The organism is Notoacmeibacter marinus (assembly GCF_002238045.1).
Lineage (GTDB): Bacteria > Pseudomonadota > Alphaproteobacteria > Rhizobiales > Rhizobiaceae > Notoacmeibacter > Notoacmeibacter marinus.
This window is the reverse complement of sequence record NZ_NBYO01000003.1, coordinates 667,781-692,582: the sequence shown is the minus strand read 5'-3', so window position 1 is coordinate 692,582 and position 24,802 is coordinate 667,781. Positions and strand designations below refer to the sequence as shown.

The window sequence follows — 24,802 nt, the reverse complement described above, 5'->3', positions numbered from 1 at the left end:
TTGCAAGATGGGACGTTCGATGACTGCAGTGAAAATGTTCGGCCGGAAGGCGCTTCCCCTGACTCTGGCGGCGCTGGTGGGGCTTGGCTGGCTTGTTGTCGACCGCCCCGCCGTACAGGCAGCCACCGGCCATGCGGATGAAAGCCTGATCGATATCCGCTCGCGGGCCGGCGCTTTTCTCGCTGCGCAGCTTGCGACGGAAGAGGGAGACCTTGACCGGTCGATTGCCTATCTTCGCCGGGCGCTGAGCTTCGATCCAACGGAAACCAAGCTGCGCGTCAATCTGATGATGACCCTGCTTGGGCGCGGCAAATTCGACGAGGCGCTGGCCGAGGCCGAGCGCCTGAAAGCCGTTCCCGAAGCCGAGCGTTTTGCGCGGCTGACCGTGGCGGTCGATGAAATGCGCGGCAAGAACTTCAAGCGCGTTCCTTCGACGCTTCAGAACAGAGCCGGTCAGGACGATCTGCAAAGGCTGACGAATAGGGTGATGGCGGCTTGGGCGAAAGCGGGCAATGGCGATGCCGGCGGCGCGCTGGCCGATCTGCGGGCGCTGGACGATCAGCCTTGGTATGCACCCTTCACGACGCTTCATTCTGCATTGATGGCCGACCTTTATGAACGGCCGGAGGCCGATCGCCTTTACCGTTCGCTTCTGGATGACGAGGAAGCGTCGGCGGGCGCGCCCGATCTCTGGGTTCAGGGCGTGGCAGCCTATGCCAGCTGGCTCATTCGCGATGGCCGCGCCGATTTCGCCCGTTCGGTGCTATCGAGCGGTGAAGCCGTAGCGCCGCAATTCATCGAATTTGGCGAACTGCGCAAGAAGTTGAAGAGCGGCAAGCGACCCGAGCGTTTCGTTGAATCCGCGCGCGAAGGCGCGGCGATCTATCTCTACGATCTCGGGCTGGTGCTGAATCGGCCGGGCAGCGAGCCTTTGACGCGCGTCTATCTGCAACTGGCCCGTGCGCTGATGCCGCAGAACGGCACCATTCTGGTTCAGATCGGGCTGGTGGAGGAGCGGCTCGGCTTCCCGCGCCGTGCGATGGAATACTATGGAGATGTGCCGGAGCGATCGCCTCTTCGCCGTATTGCCGATCTGCAATCGGGTCTCGCCCTGGCCGATGCCGAAGACTACAAAGCTGCTGAAAAATCACTGCGGGACGCCATAGCGCGCGATCCCATGGAAGAACGGGCCTACCTGGCGCTCGGCGATATTTTCGCCCGCAACGAGCAGTTCGCCGAGGCGGCGCAGCTTTACGAGGAGGCGGTCGCGGCGCTGGAAGAGGGCGGCAAGAAGCCCGACTGGAACTTCTACTACCGGCGGGGCATGGCCTATGAGCGCCTGAAGCAATGGGATAAGGCCGAACCGGATTTTCGGCGGGCGCTGACGCTGGAGCCGAACCGTCCCGAAGTCCTGAACTATCTCGGTTATTCCCTTGTCGACCGGAACGAGAAGCTGGAGGAAGGGCTAGACCTTATCCGCAAGGCGGTCGAGGCGCGGCCCGATGCCGGTTTCATCGTCGATTCGCTTGGATGGGCCTTCTATCGCCTCGGCCGCTACGATGAGGCGGTGCGCGAACTGGAACGCGCCATAGCGTTGATGCCGGAAGACCCGACGGTCAACGACCATCTCGGCGACGCTTATTGGAAGGTCGGTCGGAAACTGGAGGCCGAATATCAGTGGAACGCGGCGCTGGCGGCGGTGAAAGCCATGAAGAAGCCCGATCCGATGCTGATGGCGGAGATCATGAGCAAGCAGGCGCGGGGCCTGCCGGATGACGAGCCGGCGCGCAATGCCGATGCGGCCTTGGCGGTGGATCCTGCAGAAGCAGCCAACTGATCCGTCGCGGCGCGCTGGATAGAGCCTGAGTCTCGACGTTCTGTAACGGCTGCGGGGTTCTGTCCGCTTGATTCCGGGTGGCTGGCCCACTAGGGTCCGCCGCGATTTCCCAGACCTTGACGGACCATCCCGTGACCGCATCCCACCTCGACCCGACCCGCTCCTTTCAGGGGCTTATCCTGACGCTGCACGATTACTGGGCGAAGCGGGGCTGCGCCATTCTGCAGCCCTACGACATGGAGGTCGGGGCCGGCACCTTCCATCCGGCGACGACCTTGCGCGCGCTCGGGCCGAAGCGCTGGAACGCGGCCTATGTGCAGCCGTCCCGCCGACCCAAGGACGGCCGCTATGGGGAGAATCCGAACCGGCTGCAGCACTACTACCAGTATCAGGTGATCCTGAAGCCGAACCCGACCGATCTGCAGGAACTCTATCTCGGCAGTCTGGAAGCGATCGGCATAGACCCGTTGCTGCACGACATACGCTTTGTCGAAGATGACTGGGAAAGCCCGACGCTCGGCGCCTGGGGCCTCGGCTGGGAGTGCTGGTGCGACGGCATGGAAGTCAGCCAGTTCACCTATTTCCAGCAGGTCTGCGGCATCGAATGCGCCCCTGTCGCCGGCGAACTGACCTATGGGCTCGAGCGAATCGCCATGTATGTGCAGAACGTCGACAATGTGTACGATCTGAACTTCAATGGCGGCGAGGGGGACGACAGGGTCAGCTATGGCGACGTCTTCCTGCAGGCCGAGCAGGAATATTCGCGCTACAATTTCGAGATCGCCGATACCGACACGCTGCGCCGCCATTTCGAGGACGCCGAAGCCGAATGCGCCGCGATTCTTGCCGCCGGTGAACCGGAAGGCAAGGGCGGTCTGCATCGCTGCGTGCTGCCGGCCTACGACCAGTGCATCAAGGCGTCCCACGTCTTCAACCTGCTCGACGCGCGCGGCGTGATCTCCGTCACCGACCGTCAGAGCTATATTCTGCGCGTCCGCAACCTCGCCCGCCAGTGCGGCGAGGCGTTTCTGAAGACCGAAGCAGGTGGGGCTGGCAAAGTGGCCGCATGAGCTTTGTCGACGTCAGCGAAATTGCGCGAAACATCGGGCTTGTGATTCTGGCTGCTGCGGGAATCTGGTTCACGAGCCGGCAATATGTTCGCGCGCGGCGGCGTGATGAATTTGCGCTTTTCGCCAAAGCGTCGGAGATGATGAGATCGGCGAACGCGGATGTGCAGTTCGACGGCTACCTCATGATGCGTTACCTGGAAGCCTCGCCCGATGTCGCCGAACTGGCAAAGGCAGCAGCGGCGGACTATATTGAAGCGGTAGACACGGACATGGTTGAGCGGATCGAGGAGGCGACATGACGATATTTGAAACGATCTTCGCCATCGTGCTGTTCGGCATTCTTGCCGCCAGCGTGATCGATTTTGTCGTGTTCCTATGGAAGAATCGTGGGCCCGCTCCCGATCCCAAGCGGGAAGATTTTGTCCGTGCGCTGATCGCCAAGCGCCGTCGAGAGCTGGAGGCTGCGGAGTCCTGACCTGCAGCTCTGAATCGGCTTGATCGAATGGTGTTTCGATTGGAACTCGACCATCTCGCCATCGCCGCGCCAGACCTCGTCTCGGGTGCAGCATATGTGCGTGAGCGCCTCGGCGTCGATATTCCGCCCGGCGGCAGCCATCCGAAAATGGGCACGCACAACCGCCTGATGAAGCTGGGCGAGACCGAGTTTCTCGAAGTCATCACCATCGACCCCGACGCGCAGCCGCCGGAGCAGCCGCGCTGGTACGCGCTCGACCGGCAGGGCGACCGCCCGCCTTTCCTCTCCACCTGGATCCTTCGCACAGACGATCTCGATGCGGCCTGCGCCGCTCTGCCGCGCGCCATCGGCAGGCCGATGACGGTCAGCCGGGGCGATCTGACCTGGCGTATCACCGTGCCGGATGACGGCTCGATGCCGTTCGAAGGGACGTTTCCGACGATCATGCAATGGCCGGACGGCAGGACGCCCGGCGCGACGATGGCCGAGCGCAATTCCCGCCTGTCGAAGCTGACGGTCACCCATCCGCTGGCCGGTTTCATCGCAGCGGCGCTCGCCCCGCATTTCGCCGACGATCGCGTGCTCTTCCGAACCGGTCATGCGTCCGGTTTACAGGCCGAAATCGAAACGCCGGAGGGTTCGCGCGTATTGGGTGGGTGACGTCGACCGCCAGGTTTGGCACCCTGCACCGATGAAGCGCTTTCGTATCGCCACCGCCCGCGCCATGAGAAGCGCGCCCGAAGATATGGAGGCGAAGCTTTGGCGGCATCTATGGCGCATCCCGGTGGAAGGGTCTCATTTTCGCCGTCAGGCACCTATCGGACCCTACTGCGCCGATTTCGCTTCTCACCGTCTCAAGTTGGTTATTGAGGTCGACGGCTCTCACCATGCGGATGAGAGGCAGGCATCTCATGACATATCTCGCGACGCATGGCTGAACGATCAAGGCTATCTGGTATTGCGGTTTTGGACCGATGATGTGCGATACGAACTGGATTCCGTGCTCGATACCATCTATGCCGCCGTCGAGGCCCGCTCCCACCTCCCCCTCGATGGGGGAGGTCGCGCCACTGGCGCGGGTGGGGGTGCGGAAAACTGATGATCACCCCACCCCGGCGCTGATGCGCCGACCCTCCCCATCGAGGGGAGGGTGAGGAATGAGACCATGCCTGACCTTCTTCTCGAACTGCGCTCCGAAGAGATTCCAGCCCCGCCGGAGGCCCGGAGCCGCATTGCGGTGAGGACCGACAAAAAGAGAGCGGCATGCGGACTGATGGAATATGCCCATGCCTGACCTTCTTCTCGAACTGCGCTCTGAAGAGATTCCCGCCCGCATGCAGCGCAAGGCGGCGGGCGATCTGAAAAAGATGGTGACCGACGCGCTGATCGATGCCGGCCTGACCTATGAGGGCGCCGCCGAACACTGGACGCCCCGTCGCCTGACGCTCGATATTCGCGGCCTGACCGCGCGTTCCGCCGATGTACGCGAGGAGCGGAAAGGCCCGCGCACCGACGCGCCCGAAAAGGCGATTGCCGGCTTTCTGCGCGGCGCGGGCCTCGACAGCATCGATCAGGCCGAGGTCAGGAGCGACCCGAAGAAAGGCGATTTCTACGTCGCCACCATCGAAAAACCGGGCCGCCCGGCAGACGCAATCATCGCCGAGGCGATGCCCGGCATCATTCGCTCGTTTCCGTGGTCCAAATCCATGCGTTGGGGCCCGGCGTCCGGGCCGAAGGGCAGCGACTATAACGGCGTGGAGGGCCGGGGCGGCGAGGCGATGCGCTGGGTGCGCCCGCTGCAATCGATCCTCTGCACCTTCGGGCCGGAGACCGAAGACCCGGTGATCGTCCAATTCGATGTGGGCGGCATCCGCGCCGGCAACACGACCGTCGGCCACCGCTTCCATGCTGGCGGCGAGATCGCCGTGCGCCGCTTCGACGATTATGTAAACAAGCTGGAAAAGGCCAATGTCGTGCTCTCGGCCGCGCGGCGAAAGGACATGATCCTGCACGATGCGAAGGATATGGCCTTCGCGAGCGGTCTCGAACTGGTCGAGGACGAGGCACTGCTGGAAGAGGTCGCGGGCCTGGTCGAATGGCCGGTCGTCCTGCTCGGCGAGTTCGAGGAGGAGTATCTCGAAATCCCGGACGAGGTCATCCGCCTGACGATCAAGACGAACCAGAAATGCTTCGTCACACGGCAGAGAATCTCCTCGCCCCTGGAGGGAGAGGGTGGCTCGCATGGCGAGCCGGGTGAGGGGGGAAGCCTCTCCAATAAATTCATCCTCGTTTCGAACATCGATGCGAAGGATGGCGGTGCTGAGATCGCCCGTGGCAATGGCAAGGTTGTGCGTGCGCGCCTCGCCGATGCGCTCTATTTCTGGCGCACCGATCAGCAGGATCTGCCGGACATCGACGATCTGAAAGCGAGCGCCGACGATCTCGGGCTCGATCTGTTCAAACCGCTCGACCAACGCATGGCGCGGCTGGACCACCTAAACGTCACCTTCCACGCCAAGCTCGGGACGCAGGGCGAGCGCGTCCGCCGCATCGCCGCGCTGGCGGAAGAACTGGCCGGCGTTCTGGATACGCAGGGCTTCCACCTCCCCCTCGATGGGGGAGGTCGCACCGAAGGTGCGGGTGGGGGTGAGACGGTCGAGGCAGCAACGCCCCCCACCCCGGACGTTCCGTCCGACCCTCCCCACCGAGGGGAGGGTGGTCGTCTGGCGCAACTGGCCCGCCGCGCGGCGCTGCTCGCCAAGGCCGATCTCACGACCGAAGTGGTGCAGGAATTTCCCGAAGTGCAGGGCGCGATGGGCAAGACCTACGCGCTGTTACAGGGCGAGGACTCGAGTGTCGCAACCGCTATCGAGGATCACTACCGCCCGCAGGGGCCGTCCGACGCCGTGCCGACCGATCCGGTCGCGATTGCCGTGGCGCTGGCCGACAAGCTCGACACGCTGACCGGCTTCTGGGCCATCGACGAAAAACCGACCGGTTCGAAGGACCCTTATGCTCTCCGCCGCGCCGCTCTCGGCGTGATCCGGATCGTGGCTGAGAATGGGATTCGTCTTGGGTTAATTCGCGGGCTGATCGGCCCAACAATTCGGTATGCGGTTTTCTTCCAGAAGCGCGAGAGCGAAGATTTTTTGCAGCACGCAGAGCTACTCGCGCGAGTAGGGCTTATCAGTGCCGATTACAGGGCTGAAATAGAGGATCGACTTGTTGGCGAATCGGGCCGAGAGGCCTTATTGGAGAAGGCACCAGATTGGTCGTGGGAGCTAACACTGTCGCTCCTCGCATTCTTCCACGACCGTCTGAAGGTCTATCTGCGCGATCAGGGCGCGCGGCACGATCTGATCGACGCTGTGCTGGCGAGTGGCACCCACCTCCCCCTGGATGGGGGAGGTCGCACCGAAGGTGCGGGTGGGGGTGAGAAAGTCGAGGCAGCAACGCCCCCCACCCCGGACGTTCCGTCCCACCCTCCCCACCAGGGGGAGGGTGGGCACACCGACCATGCTGCCAACGACGATCTCCTCCTCATCATTCGGCGGGTGCAGGCGCTGGGCGCTTTCCTCGACACCAAGGAAGGGCAGAACCTTCTGGCCGGCACGAAACGCGCCACGAACATTCTGGCCAAGGAAGAACAGCAGGGCCTGTCCTTCGACCAGCCGGTCGATCCGTCGCTCTTCGAGCAGGATGGGGAGCGCGCGCTCTTCGAGGCATTGGAAGCGCAGGAAAACGCCGCTGCAGAAGCCACCGAGGCCGAGGATTACGAGCGGGCGCTGGCCGCGCTGTCGAAGCTGCGCGGACCCATCGATGCGTTCTTCGACGCGGTGATGGTCAATGCAGAGATCGCCTCGGTGCGCGGCAACCGCCTGGCGCTACTGAACCGTATCCGCAACGCCACCGGTCAGGTCGCCGATTTCTCGAAGATCGGCGGTTAGACAACGGGAATTACGATGGATTGCGGCTAGTAGCGCATCTTCATCTTGGAGAATTCCGGCTCGGACGGCGCGCCTTCATTGGCGGAAGCGTTCTTTGTCTCAACCTCGACAATAGCTGGCCCGGAGCCTTCCTTGGCAAGTTCGTCCATGGGCGGCTCTTCGGCCGAAGCGGATGCTTCAGCCCCGTCCCCGCCGATGATTTCGACGTCGTTCTGGACCGTCACATCGGTTTGCGCGGCTTCGTCCGCATCAGGAAGCGCGGCGGTGGTCTGCCGGTCGACCCCTTCATCGGGCAACACCGGCGTGTCGGCCAACTGATTGGCGCCCTTCTCGGCTTCTTGCGCCGCCAGCCTGCGCTGGCGTTCCTCGGCGCGCTGCGCTGCGAGGATCGGCCCGAGCGCGTTTTCGTCCGGTCGGCCGATGACCTCCTCCAGCGCGCTTGTCCGGGTCAGTTCTTCGTCTTCGTAGAGATCCGTCGGCATGATCGGTCGCAGCAACGGCGGCTCGGGCGCTTCGGCCTTCGACGGCTCCCAGCCCTCCGGCTTGATCAGCATGATCGATGGCGATTGATACTCATAGACATAGCCGCCCGGTCCCGTCTCCGTCTGCGCATGGGAGACGGCAGCGCCGGCGCTCAGCGACGCGGCGCAGGCAATAATCGTGAGACGGGTACGGTTCATGGCGTTCTTCCTCATAGTGCCGACCATGCCATGGCGACCCTTTCCGTCAGGTTGGCAAATCGGGTTAATGAGGGGTTAATAGCCCATCGATGCAGGCATTGCGCGCCGCAGGACTTGGCGCTAGGCCATGAGCCATGATGACGGTTTCAACCATCGCTTCAGCGCCTATAGTGGAGGCAGATTCGCCTGATTGCGTGGTGCGGGCTGCCGCAATGCTCGATGAGGGACGACTGGTCGCCCTGCCGACCGAAACGGTCTACGGCCTTGCCGCCGATGCGGGCAATGGCGAGGCGGTCGCGGCCATCTTCGCGGCGAAGGGCCGGCCTGCCTTCAATCCGCTGATCGCCCATGTCGATGGGCTTCCCATGGCCGAACGGCTTTGCCGTTTCGACTCGCTTTCCCGCGAACTGGCGGGCGCCTTCTGGCCCGGCGCTCTCACTCTCGTTCTGCCGAAGAAGGAGAATGCGCTGGTGCACGATCTGGTCACCGCCGGCCAACCGACCCTGGCGGTTCGTCAGCCGCGTGGTATCGCTGCCCAGGTGATCGCCGAACTCGGTCGTCCACTCGCCGCGCCCAGCGCCAATCGTTCCGGGCGGATCACCGGAACCGATGCGCAGGCCGTGGCCGACGATCTGGGTGGATCGGTCGCGCTGATCGTCGATGGCGGTGCGCCGGCGATCGGCGTGGAATCGACGATCGTAAAGGTGGAGGATGGCGTCATCACCATTCTGCGACCGGGCGGGGTAACAGCCGAGGAACTGGCCAATTTTGGCGCGGTGGGTCGCGCCGGCGGTGGCGCCGCCATTCAGGCGCCGGGCATGCTGGCCTCGCACTACGCGCCCAATGCGGCTATCCGCCTCGATATCGATGAAGTGCGCGAAGGCGAGGCGCTTCTGGCATTCGGCCCGGATCGCGCCAGCGGTTTCGAACGCGCCGTCGCAGTCGAAAATCTGAGCGAGGCCGGCGATCTGCGACAGGCGGCAGCGCGGCTTTTCGCGGCGATGCGAGCATTGGATGGCTATGGAGCAACAGCAATTGCGGTTGAACCGATCCCTGCCGAAGGTCTGGGCGAAGCCATTCGCGACCGCCTGTCTCGTGCCGCCGCTCCGCGAGATGGAGATGGAATCGCATGACGATCACCCCGGAACTGATCGAGCGCTTCACTGCCATCGTCGGCGAGAAATATGCACTGCAGGCGGAGGCTGACACCGCCGCCTACCGTCACGAATTGCGCAAACTCTTCCATGGCCTGACGCCGCTGGTGCTGCGGCCCGGTTCGACCGACGAAGTGGCGGCGATTCTGCGGTTGGCAAGCGAAACCGGCACGCCCATCGTCCCGCAGGGCGGCAATACGGGGCTCGTTGGCGGGCAGGTGCCGGACGGCTCCGGCGACCAGATCGTCCTGTCGCTGTCGCGGCTGGATGCGATCCGTGAAATCGACGCCGATGCCGGCACGATGACGGTCGAGGCGGGCGTTTCCCTGCAGGCCGTGCGCGAGGCCGCGGCGGATCGCGACCTGATGTTCCCGTTATCCATCGCCAGCCAGGGCACCGCGCAGATCGGCGGCATTCTGGCGACCAATGCCGGCGGCGTGAACGTTCTGGCCTATGGCAATGCCCGCGATCTTTGCCTGGGCCTTGAAGTGGTGCTGCCATCGGGCGAGGTGCTGGACGATCTGCGCAAGCTACGGAAGGACAATACCGGCTACGATCTGAGAAACCTCTTCATCGGCGCGGAAGGAACACTCGGCATCGTCACAGCGGCGGTGCTGAAGCTCGTGCCGCAGCCGAAGGGGCGTCAAGTCGCCTGGGCCACGCTGAACGATCCAGCGGACGCCTTGAGGCTCTATCGGCTGGCATCCTCTGCCGCTGGCAGCGCGCTCACCGCGTTCGAACTGATGGCTGGCGACGCGGCGCGGCTGGCCGAAGCGCATGTCCCCGACGTCCGTGTCCCGATCCAGAACGAAACCGCCTGGCATGTGCTGATGGAACTATCGTCCGGACGGGGTGAAGACGAGGCGCGCGCTCTGGCCGAAGAGATCCTCAGTAGGGCGCTGGAAGAGGGCGCCGTGACTGACGCCGTTCTGGCCGCTTCCATCGCGCAGGGTGACAGCTTCTGGAAGGTGCGCGAATCGATTCCCGAAGCCCAGCGGATCGAGAGTGCTTCCATAAAGCACGACGTGTCTGTGCCGGTTTCGTCCATTCCGGATTTCATCGTCGAGGCCGGGGCTGTTGTCGAACGGGTCACACCCGAGGGTCGGCTTGTCTGTTTCGGCCATATGGGCGACGGCAATCTGCACTTTAATGTGCAGGGCCCGCCTGGCGCAGCCGACGCGTTCCTGGCCAAATGGAAGCCGCTCAACGCAGCGGTGCACGATGTCGTCCGCCGCTATGGCGGCTCCTTCGCCGCAGAACATGGCATCGGCGCGCTGAAGCGCGACGAGTTGATTGCGACGAAGCCGCCGGTCGCCATCGATCTGATGCGGCGCATCAAGCAGACGCTCGACCCCTCCGGTATCATGAACCCCGGCAAGGTAATCTGACGGGCCGGACTATCGTTAAGGCGACCTTTCCACGGACTGTTCCGTTCGCTTTTCCGTAACCCTCGGAATCGCTTAGGTTTCGTTCACCCTGCCTCTTAAGGCGTTTTCGGCGTCCCCTCGCATAATGTGCCCTTATCGACGCCGCAAAAGACGGCGCGGACGAACTTCCGGGCAACCGCCCAGCGACTTGGATCGGAAGTCTTACAGGGAACGCCAGATATGAAGAACATTGCCGATCGCATGATCGCACGAAGAGAAGAGATCACCAGCCTCCGGCTCGATCCCTTTCATCTGCCTCAAACCGTCAGCTGCGGCTATGACGAGAACGGGGAGCCGGTCAGTTTCACCGTTCACGAAAAGGGCGTCGTCGCCCGCCGTGTCCTGGAAAAGAGCGGCCTGCCGCTATCCATGATGGTCGGCCTGACCGCCTATCGCGGCGTTGCCGCCGAAGCCAAGGAACTGGAAGACGGGCGGATCGACGTCACTCTTTCGCTTCTGCACGACGACCCGAACCTCACCGTGCCGCTTCTTGTCGCCGACAATCTCGACGACATCGCCGCCGACTGGCATCTCTGGTCCGAGAAGCTCGGCCTCCAGATGCTGCTGATCGAATCGGACGGCGTGGCCCGCACGCTGGAAGAAAGCCTTGGCGCGGTGAAGAAGTCGCAGCCGAGCGAGCGCCGTGCGGGACGTCCCACCCGTGCGCGCCGTCCCCGTTTCCTCGCCCGTCGGCGGACGGGTTCGATGGGGATGCGGCTGATCGTCGATGGTCAGGAGATCATCGCACGTCAGTAACAACGACAATGCCTTGAGAAGCAGGAAAAGCGGCCCGACAACGGGCCGTTTTTTCGTTGCGGATCAGATTTGCGGCGACAGCGCCGCCCAGGCCGCGCCACCGAGAAGGCCGAGAAAGATCAGCCAGCCGACGCGCTTGTTGCTCTTGAAAAGCGCCAGGCACTGGTCGGCATCGTCGATGTCGAGCGCGCGGATCTGACCGGCCATGTGGAACCCGGCAGCGATCAGCCCGGCAAAGGCGGGAAGGGGCACCTCAGCGAGGGCAAAGGCTAGCGCCATAAACAGAAGCGCGGCGGCGTAGATCCAGATCAGCGCGCGGCCTGTCCGCTCGCCGAAAAGCCTGGCGGTGGAGCGGACGCCGACCAGAGCGTCGTCCTCCTTGTCCTGATGCGCGTAGATCGTATCGTAGCCGATGGTCCACAGGATCGCGCCGGCATAGAGGGCGAGCGGCGGCCAGCCGAGCGTGCCGAACCAGGCCTGCCAGCCCATCAGCGCGCCCCACGAGAAAGCGAGACCGAGCACACTTTGTGGCCAGTTGGTGAAGCGCTTGGCAAAGGGATAGACGGCGACAATAGCAAGAGAGGCAACCCCAAGGCCGAAAGTGGCAAGACCGTTCCGCAGGGTGTGGATGTCAAGCAGTACGGGAAGCGAGGAGAGCGCGATCAGAACGGCAAGGCCGATCAACGCTTGCGTGACGAGAAAGCCCGCCGCCTGCTTGGTGCTGACCTGGCCGGAGGGCAGGGGGCGCGAGCGGGTCCGCGCAACCTGCGCGTCGATCTTCCTGTCGACGAAATCGTTCCAGGTGCACCCTGCGCCGCGCATTGCGATGGCGCCGATCATGAAAAGCGCCAGTTCAGCGATAAAGAGCGCGGTCAGCAGGAGAGGTCCGCTCGTGCCGGACAATTCGCCCGCCGCGCGTCCGCCCGCCGTACCGCTGCCGGCCATGGACTGCACCGTCAGGCTCGCCGCCATGGCCAGACTCCACCAGCACGGCCAGAGCAGAAGCCACCAGCCGATGGGTCGGTCCCAACGGGCCAGTTGCGCATAGGGCCAGGCCGAGCGCGGCAGCAGCCGATAAACCCAATGGCCCGATGGCGCATCCGCCACGCGACCCTGCTGGCCAAGATCCTGAACCTTCTCCATAAGCGGCAGATTGCAGCGCCGGGCGAAACGGTCAAGTGATCGACAAGTGAAAGGAGAGGTTCGAACTTGATTCGAGCTGACGCTCGCCATAGGCAATCGGCGAACCATCCGACAAACGCCGGAACAAACCGCTCATGACCGCCATCAACACGCTCCTTATCGGCTCCGGTGGCCGCGAACACGCGCTGGCCTGGAAGATCGCCCAGTCGGACCGGCTCGGACGGTTTTTCGCCACGCCCGGTAATCCCGGTATCGCCGACCATGCCGAATGCGTGACGCTGGACGTCTCGGGTCATATGGCCATCGTCGAATTCTGCCGGAGCGAAGCCATCGATCTGGTGGTGGTCGGTCCCGAAGCGCCGCTCGTCGCCGGCCTGGCCGACGATCTGCGCGATGCGGGCATCGCCTGTTTCGGCGCGTCCAGGGAAGCGGCGCGGTTGGAAGGCTCCAAAGCTTTCACCAAGGAAATCTGCGATCTGAAGGATGTTCCGACCGCCGGCTGGGCGCGCTTCAATAATGCCCCGAAGGCCAAGGCCTATGTGCGGCAGGCCGGCGCGCCCATCGTCGTCAAGGCGGACGGGCTGGCCGCCGGCAAGGGCGTCACCGTGGCAGAAACTGTCGAACAGGCCTGCGCGGCCATCGACGATTGCTTCGAAGGCGTGTTCGGAGACGCTGGCGCAGAGGTCGTGATCGAGGATTTCCTCACCGGCGAGGAAGCCTCCTTTTTCTGTCTCTGCGATGGCAAGATCGCGCTGCCGCTGGCCGGCGCGCAGGACCACAAGCGCGTCGGCGATGGCGATACCGGCCCGAACACCGGCGGCATGGGCGCTTACTCGCCCGCGCCGGTTCTCACCGACGAGCATATCGCCACGGTCATGTCGCGGATCGTCCAGCCGACGCTGGACGGGATGGCCGAGCGCGGCTCGCCTTTCACCGGCGTCCTTTATGCCGGGCTGATGATCGGAGACAAAGGCCCACAACTGATCGAATACAATGTCCGCTTCGGCGACCCGGAATGCCAGGTACTGATGATGCGCCTGAAAAGCGATCTGCTACCGGTGCTTCTTGCGGCGGCACAGGGACGGTTGGATGAATGCAAGCCGCTGCAATGGTCGGGCGATCCTGCGCTCACGGTGGTGATGGCGGCGAAGGGCTATCCCGGGACGCCGCAAAAGGGGAGCGAGATTGCCGGCCTCGATACGATTTCGGACGAGAGCGTCACAGTTTTCCATGCCGGAACCGCCGAAAAGGACGGCAAAATCGTCGCCAATGGCGGTCGGGTGCTGAACGTGACCGCAATGGCGCATAGCTTGAGCGCCGCCCGTGAGAAGGCCTACGCGGCAATTGACCGCATCCAGTGGGCTGACGGCTTCTACCGCACCGACATCGCATGGCGCGCGCTGGAACGCGGAGTGTAGACCCCGCGTGCTTTAGCGGAAACGCCGCGTTTCGGTGTCAGCCACGGAAGCGGCGTTCAAACCGAACAAGGGCGCAAGAGGCTCGTCGGGCGTGTTGTCCACGATAGACTGGATGCGCTCCAGAACGGTCGGGCCCTTGGTGTCCTTCTCACCGGCTTCCATCTCGATGGAAGCCTTCACGACCGGCACTTTCGGCGCGGCGACCTTTTTCGTCACGGCCACGTTCTGGGTCGTTTGAGCCTTCGGTTTTTCCGCCGCACGAATCGCCTTCGGTTCGGCCTTTTTCAGAACTGCTCTGTGCGACAGATCGCTCTTTGCCTTATCGACGGCAATGGCAGCGACCTTCTTTTCCGGGGCGCGCGCTGCCGGCTGGTCGGCTGGCTCCTTCTCGACCTTCTTTTTGAAGGCCGGGCTGACGCTTTTGCCGGCGGCGAAGCTGGCGAGCGCCTGAGTGGCGGTCTGTCGGGCGGCCGGCTGTGCGGAGAAGGCCAAAGCGGGTGACGCGCCTTTCTCGATCGGAGTGGTGACCGTTGCGAGTTCGATCGGTGCGGCGGTTTCGGCCTTCGGCTTGGCGACAGAAGCAACAGCAATGGCATCGCCAACCGGTTTCGGGTCGCGCGGCGAGCGCATTGGCATGGGTATCGCCAGCGAGCCGCCATCTGCCGTCGCCACCTGCACCATCTTCCCCGCATCGTCCTTGGCCGGGGTAACATTGCTTTTTGCAACCAGCATTTCCGGCTCGTCCGGCACGATCTTCGGCACCAGTTCACCGAACGGCCACACCTTCTTCAGCGCAGCCTTGCTCATCGGCGCGACATTGACGTCGATATCTTCGGCGGTGCCCAGCGGGCGATAGGGGCAGGTCGACTTGCCCTTGCAGTTGATGTGGCTGGCGAACTGCCAGAGCGCATAATCTTCCCAATTGCCGAGCGGGAATACGCCTTCGATCTCGTTGCGATAGCGCGCGTACCAGATCGGCAGGCGCGACAGAATCGGATAATCATGGGCGCGCTGGGCGATGAATTTCGACGTGCTGCCATTGGTGTAAAGCACCGGCCACCGGCCTGTCCGAGACTTGATACGCCGCGCGAAGATCTCGGCGTCCTCAAGGCTCATGAATTTTTCGGGATCGTTGTCCTCGATATCGATGGCGATCAGTTCGTCATCCTGCGGATCGGCGAATTCGAGGAAATGGTCGGCCTGATCTTCCGGATTGCCGGGACGTCCGAGATGATAGGCGCCCCAAACGAGCCCCAGCTCCTTCGCCATCATCCGGCGTGTATGGTAGAGTTCTTTCGTGACGGAATACCGCTTCCAGGCCAGCCGGCAATGGTCGTATTCCATCCCCTCGCCCTTGCAGCGATATTTCGGCGGCAGACCGTCCGAACCCTTATTGATGAACCCGGCGATCCGCTTGTCGGAGGCCAGCGCCTGCCAGTCGATTGGATTGTACTCATAGGCGTCGATAACCAGAGCGAGGTCGTCCCGCTTCCATGGTTCGTTCGCCGTATCGGCCATTGCCGGTATGCAAATCAGCGCGGCCAGTACCGCACCGCTTAAACGCAGAGTGAGTTTCTTTATGCCGTCCCGCACGCAGTGTCCCCTCTAGATGTCTTTGCCGTGTTCTGCTCGCGCCATCCCGCCGACGAAGCACCCTTGCGGCATCTTTTGGCCTACCAATGGGGCTGTGGTTTGACGGAAATAGGCCCACAACCGCCACATTTGTCGCATCGCGCCGGCCATACGTCCGGTTGTGGATGGCGCGACGAACTGGACAGGACCCCCATGGCTGACGCAGTTGTGCGGCCCATATGAGCAGAAGACAGCCTGCAAAACAGTAAATGGGAGGCCCCGGCATGTATCGCGCCCCGGTTTCAGATATCGCTCACACGCTCAAACACACGGTCGGCTTCGCCACCGCCCTCGAAGATGGACGGTTCGGCGAAGAGATGTCCGACGACCTCGTCGATGCGATCCTCGACGAAGCGGCCCGCTTCGCCAATGAGGAGATGGTGCCCATCGGCTGGCACGGCGACCGTGACGGGGTGACGCTGAAGGATGGCGAAGCGACCACGGCGGAAGGCTGGGCCGACCTCTACCGGCGCTGGACCGAGGGCGGCTGGAACGCGATCACCGGGCCGGAAGAGTTCGGCGGTCAGGGCTTGCCGCTTTCTCTGGGTCTGGCGGTATCCGAAATGTGGAACAGTGCGTCCATCGGCTTTTCTCTTTGTCCGACCCTGACGATGGGTGCGGTCGAGGCGCTTGAGGCGCATGGCTCCGAAGAGCTCAAGGCGACCTATCTGGAAAAGCTCGTCTCCGGTGAGTGGACCGGCACGATGAACCTGACCGAACCGCAGGCCGGCTCGGACCTCGCGGCGTTGAAGGCCAAGGCCGAATCGGTGGGCGACGGCACCTACCGCATCTTCGGCCAGAAGATTTACATTACCTTCGGCGAGCATGATTTCACCGACAACATCGTTCACCTGGTTCTGGCGCGTCTGCCGGACGCACCCGCCGGCACACGCGGCATATCGCTCTTTCTGGTGCCGAAATTCATTCCGAAAGAGGATGGCACGCCCGGCGCGCGCAACGACGTGATCTGCCACAGCGTCGAGCACAAGCTCGGCATTCACGGCTCGCCCACCTGTACGATGATCTATGGCGACGGCAAGTTCGGTGACGAACCTGGCGCCATCGGCTGGCTGATCGGCGAAGAGAATCGCGGCCTCAACTGCATGTTCACGATGATGAACAATGCGCGGCTTCTCGTTGGTTTGCAGGGCGTCGCCGTCGCGGAGGCCGCCTTTCAGAAAGCGCTGGAATATGCGCAGGAGCGCCGTCAGGGCAAGGCGGCCGGCTGGAAAGGCGAAGGCATGGCGCCGATCGTCTATCACCCGGATGTGCAGCGGGATCTGCTGACCATGAAGGCGATGACCGCCGCGGCTCGCGCAATCTGCTACGCCTGCGGCTTCGCTATCGATATGAGCCACGATCCGCATGGGGTGTCGGCGCGCGGCGCGGCATCGGGCGCCGAAGGGCAGGCCGACGAGACAGGCAAATGGTCCGCGCGCGCCAATCTGCTGACGCCGATCGCCAAGGCCTTCTCGACGGATATCGGCGTCGATGTTGCCAATACCGGTATTCAGGTGCATGGCGGCATGGGCTATGTCGAGGAAACAGGCGCGGCTCGTCTGCTACGCGACGCGCGGATCGCCCCGATCTATGAGGGCACGAACGGCATTCAGGCTATCGATCTCGTCATGCGCAAGCTGCCGCTGGCCGATGGCCGGGCCGTTCACGACTATATCGCGGATCTTCGCCGGATGGCCGACGAGGTCGCCCAGTCGAATGCTGAGGCCTTCGGCAGGACTGGCGAGCGACTGGCCAGAGCGCTTGAAGACCTGACCGAAAGCACAGAATGGTTGCAGGAGCGCCTGCAGGCCGGCGAAGCCGAAACCGCGCTCGCGGGCGCTACGCCCTATCTGCGCCAGTTCGGCCTGACGGCTGGGGGCTGCTATCTCGCGCGAGGCGCGGGCAATGGCGACGATGAGGCGCGGACAGCGTTGGCCCGTTTCTTCGCCGAGAACCTGCTGGGTGAAACATCAACGCTTAAGGACCGGGTCATGGCCGGGGCAGACAGTCTTGAAGCTGCGGCGGAACGCGCCCTTGTTGTCGCGTAAGGAGAACGAGTACGCATGAGCGAACATATCGAAGTCAGCCGCAAGGGCGCGGTCAACATCGTCCGTATGAACCGGATGGAGAAAAAGAATGCGCTGACCCGCGCCATGTACGCCGCGATGGCTGACGCCATCCGCACCGCCGATGTCGATGACGAAGTGCGCGTTCATCTGCTGCTGGGCGGCGAGGGCGTGTTCTCGGCCGGCAACGATCTCGGCGACTTCATGGCCATCGCGATGGGCGGTGAACATGGCAACGAGGTCTTCGAATTCATGGATGCGATGATCCGCGCCAGAAAGCCGGTCGTGACCGGTGTTGACGGCATCGCTGTGGGGATTGGCACGACCATTCATTTCAACTGCGATCTGACGATCGCGACTGCGCGATCGAGCTTCACCACGCCGTTTCTGGATCTCGGTCTGACGCCGGAATTTGCGTCCTCGGTCGTCGCTCCCATCATGATGGGCCATCAGCGCGCCTTCGCCCTTCTGGCGCTCGGTGAGGCGCTGAGTGGCGAAGAGGCGCGCGAGGCCGGCCTTGTCTGGAAGATCGTCGAGCCTGGGCAATTGGAAAGCGAAGCGATGGCGACGGCCGAACGCCTCGCTCAGAAACCGCCGGAGGCGCTGGCCATCGCCCGCGATCTTCTGATGGGAGATCGCGATGAGAGAATGAACCTCTGCATGCGGGAAGCGCGCTTGTTCGGCGAACGCCTCAGAAGCGATGAGGCGCGCCAGGCCTTCCAGTCGTTTATGAACCGGAAGGCCTCGAAGGGCTGACCGGGAAGCTCACGGATAGAGCCGGCTCTTGCGCCAGTCACCGCCTTCACTATCGAAGCGAACGCGGTCGTGCAGGCGGAAGGGCCGATCGTGCCAGAACTCCATCTGGACCGGCTTGATCCGAAAGCCCGACCAATGGTCCGGGCGCGGCGGCTCTTCGCCTTCGAATTTCTCTTCATAATCCGCAACGGCCTTTTCCAGCGTGGCGCGATCGGGCAGGGGCCGCGATTGCCGGCTGGCCCATGCGCCGATTCGGCTGCCGCGCGGACGCGTGGCGTAATATTCGTCGGCCTCTGCACTGGACACCGGTTCGACGGTACCGCGAATACGGACCTGACGCCGGAGCGATTTCCAATGAAAACAGAGAGCTGCGCGAGGCTGACCGAGCAATTGCCGGCCCTTGTCGCTTTCGAAATTGGTGTAGAAGACAAGGCCGTCGCGATCGAATCCCTTCAACAGGACAACGCGAATATCGGGCATTCCGTCCTGGTCGACGGTGGCCAGCGACATGGCGTTCGGATCGTTGATTTCGCTGCCTTCGGCATCGGTGAGCCACAGTCCGAACAACTCATAGGGGTCGGAATACGTGGCGAAGTCACCAGCCGTTAACTCTGTCGGTTTCAAAATGGCACGTCCTATGGTTGCGTTTGGAGAGCCTGAATTGGCCGCTAGCCATCAATTAAGGCAGCAGAATAGAAAGTGCCAGTCGCGGTTTGTCGTGGTGACATCGCTTCTGCTGCTGGCATCGCTGCTGGCCGGATGCGGCGGCGGCGTCAATCTGGCTGCCATCGACGATGACCCCTCGCTCATCACCGGATCGATTGAGTCGAACACTGTCGAACCTGCTGTTCCTGGCGCTTTTGGCAATGCCATCGAGGACGAATTGAACAGCGACCGCGATACGGTCGTCGGCCTCGTCGTCGCGACCGATCTGAAGGCCTATGACGGCGAAGCTCTGGCTTGGCGCAACGTCACGACGGGGGCTTCGGGCATGGTGCAGGGCATTCGCGAAACGACCAGTCTCGGTGTGACCTGCCGCCAGTTCACGGTCAATCGCCAGACCTATCAGGGCGTGGCGCTTTGGACGGCCGAGGTTTGCCGCCGCCCAGGCGATGACTGGACGGTCACGAGCTTTCAGAAAGTCTGACCGTTTCAGGAACGAAAATCTGGAAATCCAGTGGGTTGAACCCCATATTTCAGATAACTGAATTTCCTTTTTCGACGATGGACACAGTCTGACACGATGGCACGCGACCCCTACACCGTTCTCGGCGTCGGCAAGACGGCGTCGGATAAAGAGATCAAAAGCGCCTTTCGCAAACTGGCCAAGAAGTATCATCCGGATGCGAATCAGGACGATCCGAAGATGCGCGACCGGTTTTCCGAAGTCAGTCAGGCCTACGATGTGATCGGCGATGCTGCCAAGCGCAAGCAGTACGATGCCGGCGAGATCGACGCCGAAGGCAAGCCTGCCTTCGCAAGCTTCTCGGGCGGCGAGGATCCGTTCGCCGGATTCCGCCGGGGGCAGCGCGGACCCGGCGGCGAGCATTTCGAGTTTCGAAGCGGCGGCCCGGGCGGCATGGGCGGCGGTTTTACCGACGACATCTTTTCCGAACTGTTCGGCCGTGCTGCCCGTGGCGGCGCTCAAGATCGTGGTGGTGGAGCGCGGCGGCAGTCGGCTTCGGGCTTCTCGTCCAAGGGGCAGGACGTCAAGGCGACTCTCGATGTGACGTTGGAACAGATCCTCGGTGCTGAAAAGGCGACGGCCATTTTCCCTGACGGCCGAAAGCTTGCGGTCAAGCTGCCCGAGCATATCGAGGACGGTCAGACCATTCGCCTTCGCGGGCAGGGGGCCCCTTCGCCCATGGGCGGGGAGGCCGGCGATGCGCTGATCACGATTCGTTTTGCGCCGCACCCCAGATTCCGGCTGGACGGCGTCAACCTGCATGTCGACCTTCCGATTGACCTGCGGCAGGCGGTGTTCGGCGGCAAAGTTGCTGTGGATTTGCCGAAGGGCGGCCGTGTCGCGGTAACTGTGCCCAAATGGTCGTCTTCGGATAAGGTGTTGCGCATTCCCGGCAAAGGGCTGCCCCGTAAAAACGGTGGCGCTGGCGACCTTCTGGTCCACCTGCGGATCATGTTGCCGGAAGGTGGCGACGCCGCACTGGAACAGTTTCTTCGCCACGAAACCGCAAATCAGGGCTGACCGGCGAACTTGAACGCCTCCAAGGCTTGTGCGATAGCGACGGAAGAGTGCTTCCGCTCAGCGCACGCGTTTGGAGAGTCCGTAACATGGCCGATACATCCGGGCTCATGGCAGGCAAGAAGGGCCTGATCATGGGTCTTGCCAATAAGAAATCCATTGCCTGGGGCATTGCCAAAGCACTGCGTGAGGCCGGCGCGGAAATCGCACTGACATGGCAGGGCGAAGCGTTGAAGAAGCGGGTCGGCCCGCTGGGCGAGGAACTCGACGCGCTTCTGGTCAGCGATTGCGATGTGACCGATCCGGATTCGATCGATAGCGCGTTCGACAAGCTGGAAGAGGAATGGGGCAAGATCGACTTCGTCGTCCATGCCATCGCCTTTTCCGACAAGAGCGAACTCGACGGCAAATATCTGCAAACGAGCCGCGACAATTTCCTGCGCACTATGGATGTTTCGGTCTATTCCTTTACGGCGGTGGCGCGCCGCGCCGAAGCGATCATGAACGATGGCGGCTCGATGCTGACGCTCACCTATTACGGTGCCGAGAAGGTCATGCCCCATTACAATGTAATGGGTGTCGCCAAGGCCGCGCTGGAGGCATCCGTCCGCTATCTCGCCGTCGATCTCGGCGATCGCGGCATCCGCTGCAACGCCATTTCCGCCGGTCCGATCCGCACGCTCGCGGCTTCCGGCATCGGCGACTTCCGCTATATTCTGAAGTGGAACGAGCTGAACTCACCGATGAAGCGCAACACGACTATCGAGGAGGTCGGCGATTCGGCACTTTATCTGCTGTCCGATCTCGGCCGCGGCATGACGGGCGAGGTCCTGCATGTGGATAGCGGCTATCATGTCGTCGGCATGAAGGCGGTCGACGCGCCCGATATCGCCGTTGTCACCGGCGATAGCTGACCGAGGCAACCTCAAAGGCGGAAGACGACACGACCGTGCCGCAGACCCAGCCGATCTACCTCATTCGCCACGGCCAGACCGACTGGAACGCCGAGAACCGCTTGCAGGGCCAGACCGACCGGCCGCTCAACGAGACCGGCGAGGCGCAGGCGCTGAGCAATGGCGCGTTTCTGCGCGCCAACCTTTCCGAACCGATAAGCGATTTCGATTTTGTCGCTTCGCCCATGCTGCGGACACGGCAGACGATGGGTCTGGTCCGGCGCGGCCTTGGCCTGCCCGAAGAGAGCTTCCAGACCGATGAAAGGCTGAAGGAGCTGAGCTTCGGAGACTGGGAGAGCCACACTTTCGCCGAGCTGGAACGGAACGATCCAGGCGTCTCGCAGCGGCGCGAAGCCGATAAGTGGAACTTCGTGCCGCCGGGCGAGGGCGCCGAAAGCTACGAGATGCTGCTGCAGCGCGTGCGCCCCTGGTTCGACGAGATGATGGATAGCGAAAAATCAGCAATATGCGTCAGCCATGGCGGCATCCTTCGCTGCGCCTTCCGGCTTTTCGGCAACCATTCGCAGGAAGAAGCCGCCGAGATGGCGGTGCCGCAGGACCGCATCGCGGTTCTGGAAGACGGCGCCATACGCTGGCTCTAGCCAGCGCGCCTTGCCGCCTCACTCGCTTTGCGTTTAGGAGAGGCCCTTCCAGTCCGGCGCAGCGAAAGGGCGTTTCGTCATGAGCTACAACAGTTTCGGCCATCTCTTCCGGGTCACGACCTGGGGCGAAAGCCACGGGCCGGCCCTGGGCTGCGTCGTCGATGGCTGCCCGCCCGGCATCCGCTTCTCGCGCGCCGACATCCAGCATGAGCTGGACCGCCGCAAGCCGGGGCAGAACCGCTTCGTCACGCAGCGGCGCGAGCCCGATGCGGTGCAGATCCTCTCCGGCGTGATGGACGATCCGGACGGCGGTGAGGAGACAGTGGTGACGACCGGCACGCCCATCGCGATGATGATCGAGAACACCGATCAGCGTTCGAAGGACTACGGCAAGATCGCCGAGCAGTACCGTCCCGGCCATGCCGATTACACTTACGACGTTAAATACGGTCTGCGCGACCATCGTGGCGGCGGCCGTTCCTCGGCCCGCGAAACGGCCGCCCGTGTTGCTGCCGGCGCGCTCGCCCGCAAGATCGTACCTGGTCTCAAGGTGCGTGGCGCGCTTGTTGCTATGGGCGAAAAGGATATCGACCGCTCCAACTGGGACTGGTCTGTCGTCGAGCGCGAGGACAATCCGTTCTTCACCCCGGACGCGGCCTCCATTCCGGTTTTCGAAACCTATCTCGATGAAGTCCGCAAGGCCCATGACAGCGTCGGCGCGATCATCGAGATCGTCGCCGAGGGCGTCCCGGCCGGTCTCGGCGCGCCTGTCTACGCCAAGCTGGACACCGAGATCGCGGCCGGGCTGATGAGCATCAATGCGGTCAAGGGCGTGGAAATCGGCGAAGGTTTCAACGCCGCCCGCCTGACCGGCGTGGAAAATGCTGACGAGATGCGGACCGGAGACGATGGCCGGCCCGTTTTTCTCTCCAACAAGGCGGGCGGCGTTCTCGGCGGTATAGCAACCGGCGAGCCCATCGTCTCGCGTTTCGCGGTCAAACCGACCTCGTCCATCCTGACGCCGCGGCGCAGCGTCGACCGGCAGGGCCAGGAAGTCGATATTGTGACGAAGGGACGCCACGATCCTTGCGTCGGCATCCGCGCCGTACCGATCGGCGAAGCCATGGTGGCCTGCGCCATCGCCGACGCCTATCTCATGCATCGCGGCCAGACCGGGCGGATATGAATTCGTTCCGGGCCGGCTGAACCGTCGCGCGCGCCGGACGTTACCGCTGGAACGAAACGGAGCGATCGATCATGACCGAAAAGACATTGAGAGACCTCGCCGAACGAATGGCGAAGATCGACATCTGCATGCTGTGCAGCAAGACCGCCGGAAACCGCATCGGCGCCCGGCCGATGAGCAACAATTCCGATGTCGATTACGACGGCACCTCCTATTTCTTCACGCTCGACGACACCCGCATGGTGACGGATATCGAGAACGATCCGCAGGTCTGCCTCACATTCCAGGGTGAGGACTGGTTCTCGCTGGCGATGGAAGGCAAGGCGAAGGTCGTTCAGGAAAAGGCCGCGTTCCGCGAGCATTGGGTCGACGATCTCGATCGCTGGTTCGCCGATGGCGTGGAGACAGAAGGCCTCGTGCTGCTGGAAGTGGCGGCCGAGCGAATCGCCTATTGGGGCGGCGACGGCGATGGCGAACTCGTTCTGGACGGGACGAAAGCGTGAGAATACGAACCGTCAAAGCCTGCTCCCCCCTGGTTGCCCTTCTCGCGATGCTTTCGGTCGCTGGCGGTGTCAGCGCCGATCCGACCGAGGAGACGGCGGACGATCATAAAGTCGTGGAAATAGCGACGCCCGCGCCCGTAAAGGATGTGATGCTTCTAAAGGCGGGCGCTTTCATCCGTACCGATGAGGGTTATGCCCGGCTGGAACCCTGCGCCGCGACGCTGGTCTGCGCTTTGAAAACGGGCCGGGTCGAGCAGCCGACGCCGACGCCGCCGGGCGGACTGCCTGACGGAACCGTCGCCGAGCGGGATGACGGCGATATTCGCGAAGCCTGGTACGCGATGCCGACCCGCCGCTATCCGCACGGCGTCCTTGGCGACGAATTCGAGGCGGGAAGCCTGGTTGCGCGAACCGCCGACGGCCAGACCTACAAGGCGGATCTTCCGACCGACGAGGTGTTCGAGGATCTGACGCCACGCCTGGCCGATCTGGACGGTGACGGAACGATAGAGGTCGTCACGATTGTCAGCAACGCGGCATCCGGCGCGCGCCTTTCGATATGGGGAATCGTCGAGGGCGCGCTGGCCGAGCGCGCCGCGGGCGAGCCCATAGGTCGCGCGAACCGCTGGCTCAATCCGCTGCCGGTACGCGACGATGCGCCGGTCATGGCCGTGATCACGCCGCATCTGGGCGGCCCGCTTCTGCAATGGCGGTTCGAGAATGACGCTTTGTCTGAACCGCTTCGGCTTGGTGGCGAAACGCTCTTTTCCAATCATGCCATCGGCAGCCGTGATCTATCGACATCGGTTCGTAATGAGACCATCTGGGCGGTGCCCGAACGCGAACGACGCGCGCTGATCGTCGGCAGAAACGACGAAATTCTCTTTCGTCTGCCGCTCAATTTCACAGTCGCCGACGATATGGCGATTGTCGGCAACGCCGTCGTGATGCGATCGGCTACAGGAAAGCTCTATGCGGTGCGTCTTCCCTGACG

At 63.1% G+C, this 24,802-nt stretch carries 25 protein-coding genes; 21 read left to right on the top strand and 4 right to left on the bottom strand.

Translation table 11 applies throughout. The features are described 5' to 3' along the window. Nucleotides 1–19: 19 nt before the first annotated feature. The 8 genes from B7H23_RS15680 to glyS all read left to right on the top strand — a co-directional run bounded on the left by B7H23_RS15680 (nt 20) and on the right by glyS (nt 7,329). A complete protein-coding gene (locus tag B7H23_RS15680) occupies nt 20–1,837 on the top strand; it encodes a tetratricopeptide repeat protein (protein WP_158215856.1) in 1,818 nt (605 codons plus the stop codon). A gap of 131 nt (nt 1,838–1,968) precedes the next feature. Next, on the top strand, nt 1,969–2,907 hold the full coding sequence (locus B7H23_RS15675; RefSeq protein WP_094078343.1) for a glycine--tRNA ligase subunit alpha: 939 nt from the start codon (nt 1,969–1,971) through the stop codon (nt 2,905–2,907). Beyond that, nucleotides 2,904–3,206, top strand: coding sequence for a hypothetical protein (locus tag B7H23_RS15670; RefSeq protein WP_094078342.1), 303 nt, complete (start codon nt 2,904–2,906; stop codon nt 3,204–3,206). The genes B7H23_RS15675 and B7H23_RS15670 overlap by 4 nt, the downstream gene beginning before the upstream one ends. After that, on the top strand, nt 3,203–3,382 hold the full coding sequence (locus B7H23_RS15665) for a hypothetical protein (protein ID WP_094078341.1): 180 nt from the start codon (nt 3,203–3,205) through the stop codon (nt 3,380–3,382). The genes B7H23_RS15670 and B7H23_RS15665 overlap by 4 nt, the downstream gene beginning before the upstream one ends. Nucleotides 3,383–3,409: 27 nt before the next feature. Then, on the top strand, nt 3,410–4,042 hold the full coding sequence (locus tag B7H23_RS15660) for a VOC family protein (protein ID WP_094078340.1): 633 nt from the start codon (nt 3,410–3,412) through the stop codon (nt 4,040–4,042). Beyond that, nucleotides 4,035–4,481: an endonuclease domain-containing protein gene (locus tag B7H23_RS15655; protein WP_240535142.1), complete on the top strand. Its 447-nt coding sequence runs from the start codon at nt 4,035–4,037 to the stop codon at nt 4,479–4,481. Before B7H23_RS15660 ends, B7H23_RS15655 begins: the two co-directional genes overlap by 8 nt. Before the next feature lie 66 nt (nt 4,482–4,547). Then, nucleotides 4,548–4,676, top strand: coding sequence for a hypothetical protein (locus tag B7H23_RS16275; protein WP_276295164.1), 129 nt, complete (start codon nt 4,548–4,550; stop codon nt 4,674–4,676). After that, entirely contained in the window at nt 4,669–7,329 is a 2,661-nt protein-coding gene (glyS, locus tag B7H23_RS15650) for a glycine--tRNA ligase subunit beta (protein WP_094078456.1), read from the top strand. Before B7H23_RS16275 ends, glyS begins: the two co-directional genes overlap by 8 nt. A gap of 26 nt (nt 7,330–7,355) precedes the next feature. Here glyS and B7H23_RS15645 read toward each other — a convergent pair whose 3' ends face one another. After that, on the bottom strand, nt 7,356–8,009 hold the full coding sequence (locus tag B7H23_RS15645) for a hypothetical protein (protein WP_143534793.1): 654 nt from the start codon (nt 8,007–8,009) through the stop codon (nt 7,356–7,358). A 134-nt stretch (nt 8,010–8,143) separates the two neighbouring features. Between B7H23_RS15645 and B7H23_RS15640 the strand changes: the two genes are divergently transcribed. The 3 genes from B7H23_RS15640 (at nt 8,144) to B7H23_RS15630 (ending at nt 11,346) form a co-directional block, all read left to right on the top strand. Beyond that, nucleotides 8,144–9,142 carry an L-threonylcarbamoyladenylate synthase gene (locus B7H23_RS15640; protein ID WP_420814491.1) on the top strand — a complete coding sequence of 333 codons (999 nt, stop codon included), beginning with the start codon at nt 8,144–8,146 and terminating at the stop codon, nt 9,140–9,142. Beyond that, the gene (locus B7H23_RS15635) at nt 9,139–10,551 is read left to right on the top strand and encodes an FAD-binding oxidoreductase (protein WP_094078338.1); all 1,413 of its coding nucleotides are present in this window, start codon (nt 9,139–9,141) and stop codon (nt 10,549–10,551) included. The genes B7H23_RS15640 and B7H23_RS15635 overlap by 4 nt, the downstream gene beginning before the upstream one ends. 219 nt (nt 10,552–10,770) lie before the next feature. After that, complete coding sequence (locus tag B7H23_RS15630; RefSeq protein ID WP_240535141.1) at nt 10,771–11,346, top strand: DUF6101 family protein; 576 nt, start codon at nt 10,771–10,773, stop codon at nt 11,344–11,346. Nucleotides 11,347–11,409: 63 nt separating this feature from the next. On the opposite strand, the gene ubiA is transcribed toward B7H23_RS15630, so the two are convergent. After that, the gene (ubiA, locus tag B7H23_RS15625) at nt 11,410–12,489 is read right to left on the bottom strand and encodes a 4-hydroxybenzoate octaprenyltransferase (RefSeq protein WP_094078337.1); all 1,080 of its coding nucleotides are present in this window, start codon (nt 12,487–12,489) and stop codon (nt 11,410–11,412) included. A 143-nt stretch (nt 12,490–12,632) separates the two neighbouring features. Here ubiA and purD point away from each other — a divergent pair, with 143 nt between their 5' ends. Continuing rightward, nucleotides 12,633–13,907 carry a phosphoribosylamine--glycine ligase gene (gene purD / locus B7H23_RS15620; protein WP_094078453.1) on the top strand — a complete coding sequence of 425 codons (1,275 nt, stop codon included), beginning with the start codon at nt 12,633–12,635 and terminating at the stop codon, nt 13,905–13,907. Between the two features lie 12 nt (nt 13,908–13,919). On the opposite strand, the gene B7H23_RS16360 is transcribed toward purD, so the two are convergent. After that, on the bottom strand, nt 13,920–15,500 hold the full coding sequence (locus B7H23_RS16360) for a GH25 family lysozyme (protein ID WP_420814490.1): 1,581 nt from the start codon (nt 15,498–15,500) through the stop codon (nt 13,920–13,922). Between the two features lie 263 nt (nt 15,501–15,763). Between B7H23_RS16360 and B7H23_RS15610 the strand changes: the two genes are divergently transcribed. Further along, complete coding sequence (locus tag B7H23_RS15610; protein WP_094078335.1) at nt 15,764–17,587, top strand: acyl-CoA dehydrogenase family protein; 1,824 nt, start codon at nt 15,764–15,766, stop codon at nt 17,585–17,587. A gap of 15 nt (nt 17,588–17,602) precedes the next feature. Then, on the top strand, nt 17,603–18,361 hold the full coding sequence (locus B7H23_RS15605) for a crotonase/enoyl-CoA hydratase family protein (protein ID WP_094078334.1): 759 nt from the start codon (nt 17,603–17,605) through the stop codon (nt 18,359–18,361). A gap of 9 nt (nt 18,362–18,370) precedes the next feature. Here the strand turns inward: B7H23_RS15605 and pdxH are convergent, their stop codons facing one another. Next, complete coding sequence (gene pdxH, locus B7H23_RS15600) at nt 18,371–18,985, bottom strand: pyridoxamine 5'-phosphate oxidase (RefSeq protein ID WP_094078333.1); 615 nt, start codon at nt 18,983–18,985, stop codon at nt 18,371–18,373. 97 nt (nt 18,986–19,082) lie between these two features. Between pdxH and B7H23_RS15595 the strand changes: the two genes are divergently transcribed. The 7 genes from B7H23_RS15595 (at nt 19,083) to B7H23_RS15565 (ending at nt 24,800) form a co-directional block, all read left to right on the top strand. Then, nucleotides 19,083–19,508: an RT0821/Lpp0805 family surface protein gene (locus B7H23_RS15595; RefSeq protein WP_158215855.1), complete on the top strand. Its 426-nt coding sequence runs from the start codon at nt 19,083–19,085 to the stop codon at nt 19,506–19,508. A 96-nt stretch (nt 19,509–19,604) separates the two neighbouring features. Continuing rightward, complete coding sequence (locus B7H23_RS15590; protein ID WP_094078331.1) at nt 19,605–20,567, top strand: DnaJ C-terminal domain-containing protein; 963 nt, start codon at nt 19,605–19,607, stop codon at nt 20,565–20,567. An 86-nt stretch (nt 20,568–20,653) separates the two neighbouring features. Next, complete coding sequence (fabI, locus tag B7H23_RS15585; protein WP_094078330.1) at nt 20,654–21,478, top strand: enoyl-ACP reductase FabI; 825 nt, start codon at nt 20,654–20,656, stop codon at nt 21,476–21,478. A gap of 35 nt (nt 21,479–21,513) precedes the next feature. Then, the gene (locus B7H23_RS15580; RefSeq protein WP_094078329.1) at nt 21,514–22,119 is read left to right on the top strand and encodes a histidine phosphatase family protein; all 606 of its coding nucleotides are present in this window, start codon (nt 21,514–21,516) and stop codon (nt 22,117–22,119) included. A 79-nt stretch (nt 22,120–22,198) separates the two neighbouring features. Next, nucleotides 22,199–23,305 (top strand): chorismate synthase, encoded by a 1,107-nt coding sequence (aroC, locus tag B7H23_RS15575; RefSeq protein ID WP_094078328.1) that lies wholly within the window; start codon nt 22,199–22,201, stop codon nt 23,303–23,305. A gap of 71 nt (nt 23,306–23,376) precedes the next feature. Further along, entirely contained in the window at nt 23,377–23,808 is a 432-nt protein-coding gene (locus B7H23_RS15570) for a pyridoxamine 5'-phosphate oxidase family protein (protein ID WP_094078327.1), read from the top strand. Beyond that, entirely contained in the window at nt 23,805–24,800 is a 996-nt protein-coding gene (locus tag B7H23_RS15565) for a hypothetical protein (protein ID WP_143534792.1), read from the top strand. Before B7H23_RS15570 ends, B7H23_RS15565 begins: the two co-directional genes overlap by 4 nt. The last annotated feature ends 2 nt before the right edge of the window (nt 24,801–24,802 follow it).

Bases quoted from the DNA above. Each gene is read 5' to 3' on its own strand.
- B7H23_RS15680 (WP_158215856.1), top strand. From the start codon at position 20: ATGACTGCAGTGAAAATGTTCGGCCGGAAGGCGCTTCCCCTGACTCTG.
- B7H23_RS15670 (WP_094078342.1), top strand. From the start codon at position 2,904: ATGAGCTTTGTCGACGTCAGCGAAATTGCGCGAAACATCGGGCTTGTG.
- B7H23_RS15665 (WP_094078341.1), top strand. From the start codon at position 3,203: ATGACGATATTTGAAACGATCTTCGCCATCGTGCTGTTCGGCATTCTT.
- B7H23_RS15660 (WP_094078340.1), top strand. From the start codon at position 3,410: ATGGTGTTTCGATTGGAACTCGACCATCTCGCCATCGCCGCGCCAGAC.
- B7H23_RS16275 (WP_276295164.1), top strand. From the start codon at position 4,548: ATGCCTGACCTTCTTCTCGAACTGCGCTCCGAAGAGATTCCAGCCCCG.
- glyS (WP_094078456.1), top strand. From the start codon at position 4,669: ATGCCTGACCTTCTTCTCGAACTGCGCTCTGAAGAGATTCCCGCCCGC.
- B7H23_RS15645 (WP_143534793.1), bottom strand. From the start codon at position 8,009: ATGAACCGTACCCGTCTCACGATTATTGCCTGCGCCGCGTCGCTGAGC.
- B7H23_RS15640 (WP_420814491.1), top strand. From the start codon at position 8,144: ATGATGACGGTTTCAACCATCGCTTCAGCGCCTATAGTGGAGGCAGAT.
- B7H23_RS15635 (WP_094078338.1), top strand. From the start codon at position 9,139: ATGACGATCACCCCGGAACTGATCGAGCGCTTCACTGCCATCGTCGGC.
- B7H23_RS15630 (WP_240535141.1), top strand. From the start codon at position 10,771: ATGAAGAACATTGCCGATCGCATGATCGCACGAAGAGAAGAGATCACC.
- ubiA (WP_094078337.1), bottom strand. From the start codon at position 12,489: ATGGAGAAGGTTCAGGATCTTGGCCAGCAGGGTCGCGTGGCGGATGCG.
- B7H23_RS15610 (WP_094078335.1), top strand. From the start codon at position 15,764: ATGTATCGCGCCCCGGTTTCAGATATCGCTCACACGCTCAAACACACG.
- B7H23_RS15605 (WP_094078334.1), top strand. From the start codon at position 17,603: ATGAGCGAACATATCGAAGTCAGCCGCAAGGGCGCGGTCAACATCGTC.
- B7H23_RS15590 (WP_094078331.1), top strand. From the start codon at position 19,605: ATGGCACGCGACCCCTACACCGTTCTCGGCGTCGGCAAGACGGCGTCG.
- fabI (WP_094078330.1), top strand. From the start codon at position 20,654: ATGGCCGATACATCCGGGCTCATGGCAGGCAAGAAGGGCCTGATCATG.
- aroC (WP_094078328.1), top strand. From the start codon at position 22,199: ATGAGCTACAACAGTTTCGGCCATCTCTTCCGGGTCACGACCTGGGGC.
- B7H23_RS15570 (WP_094078327.1), top strand. From the start codon at position 23,377: ATGACCGAAAAGACATTGAGAGACCTCGCCGAACGAATGGCGAAGATC.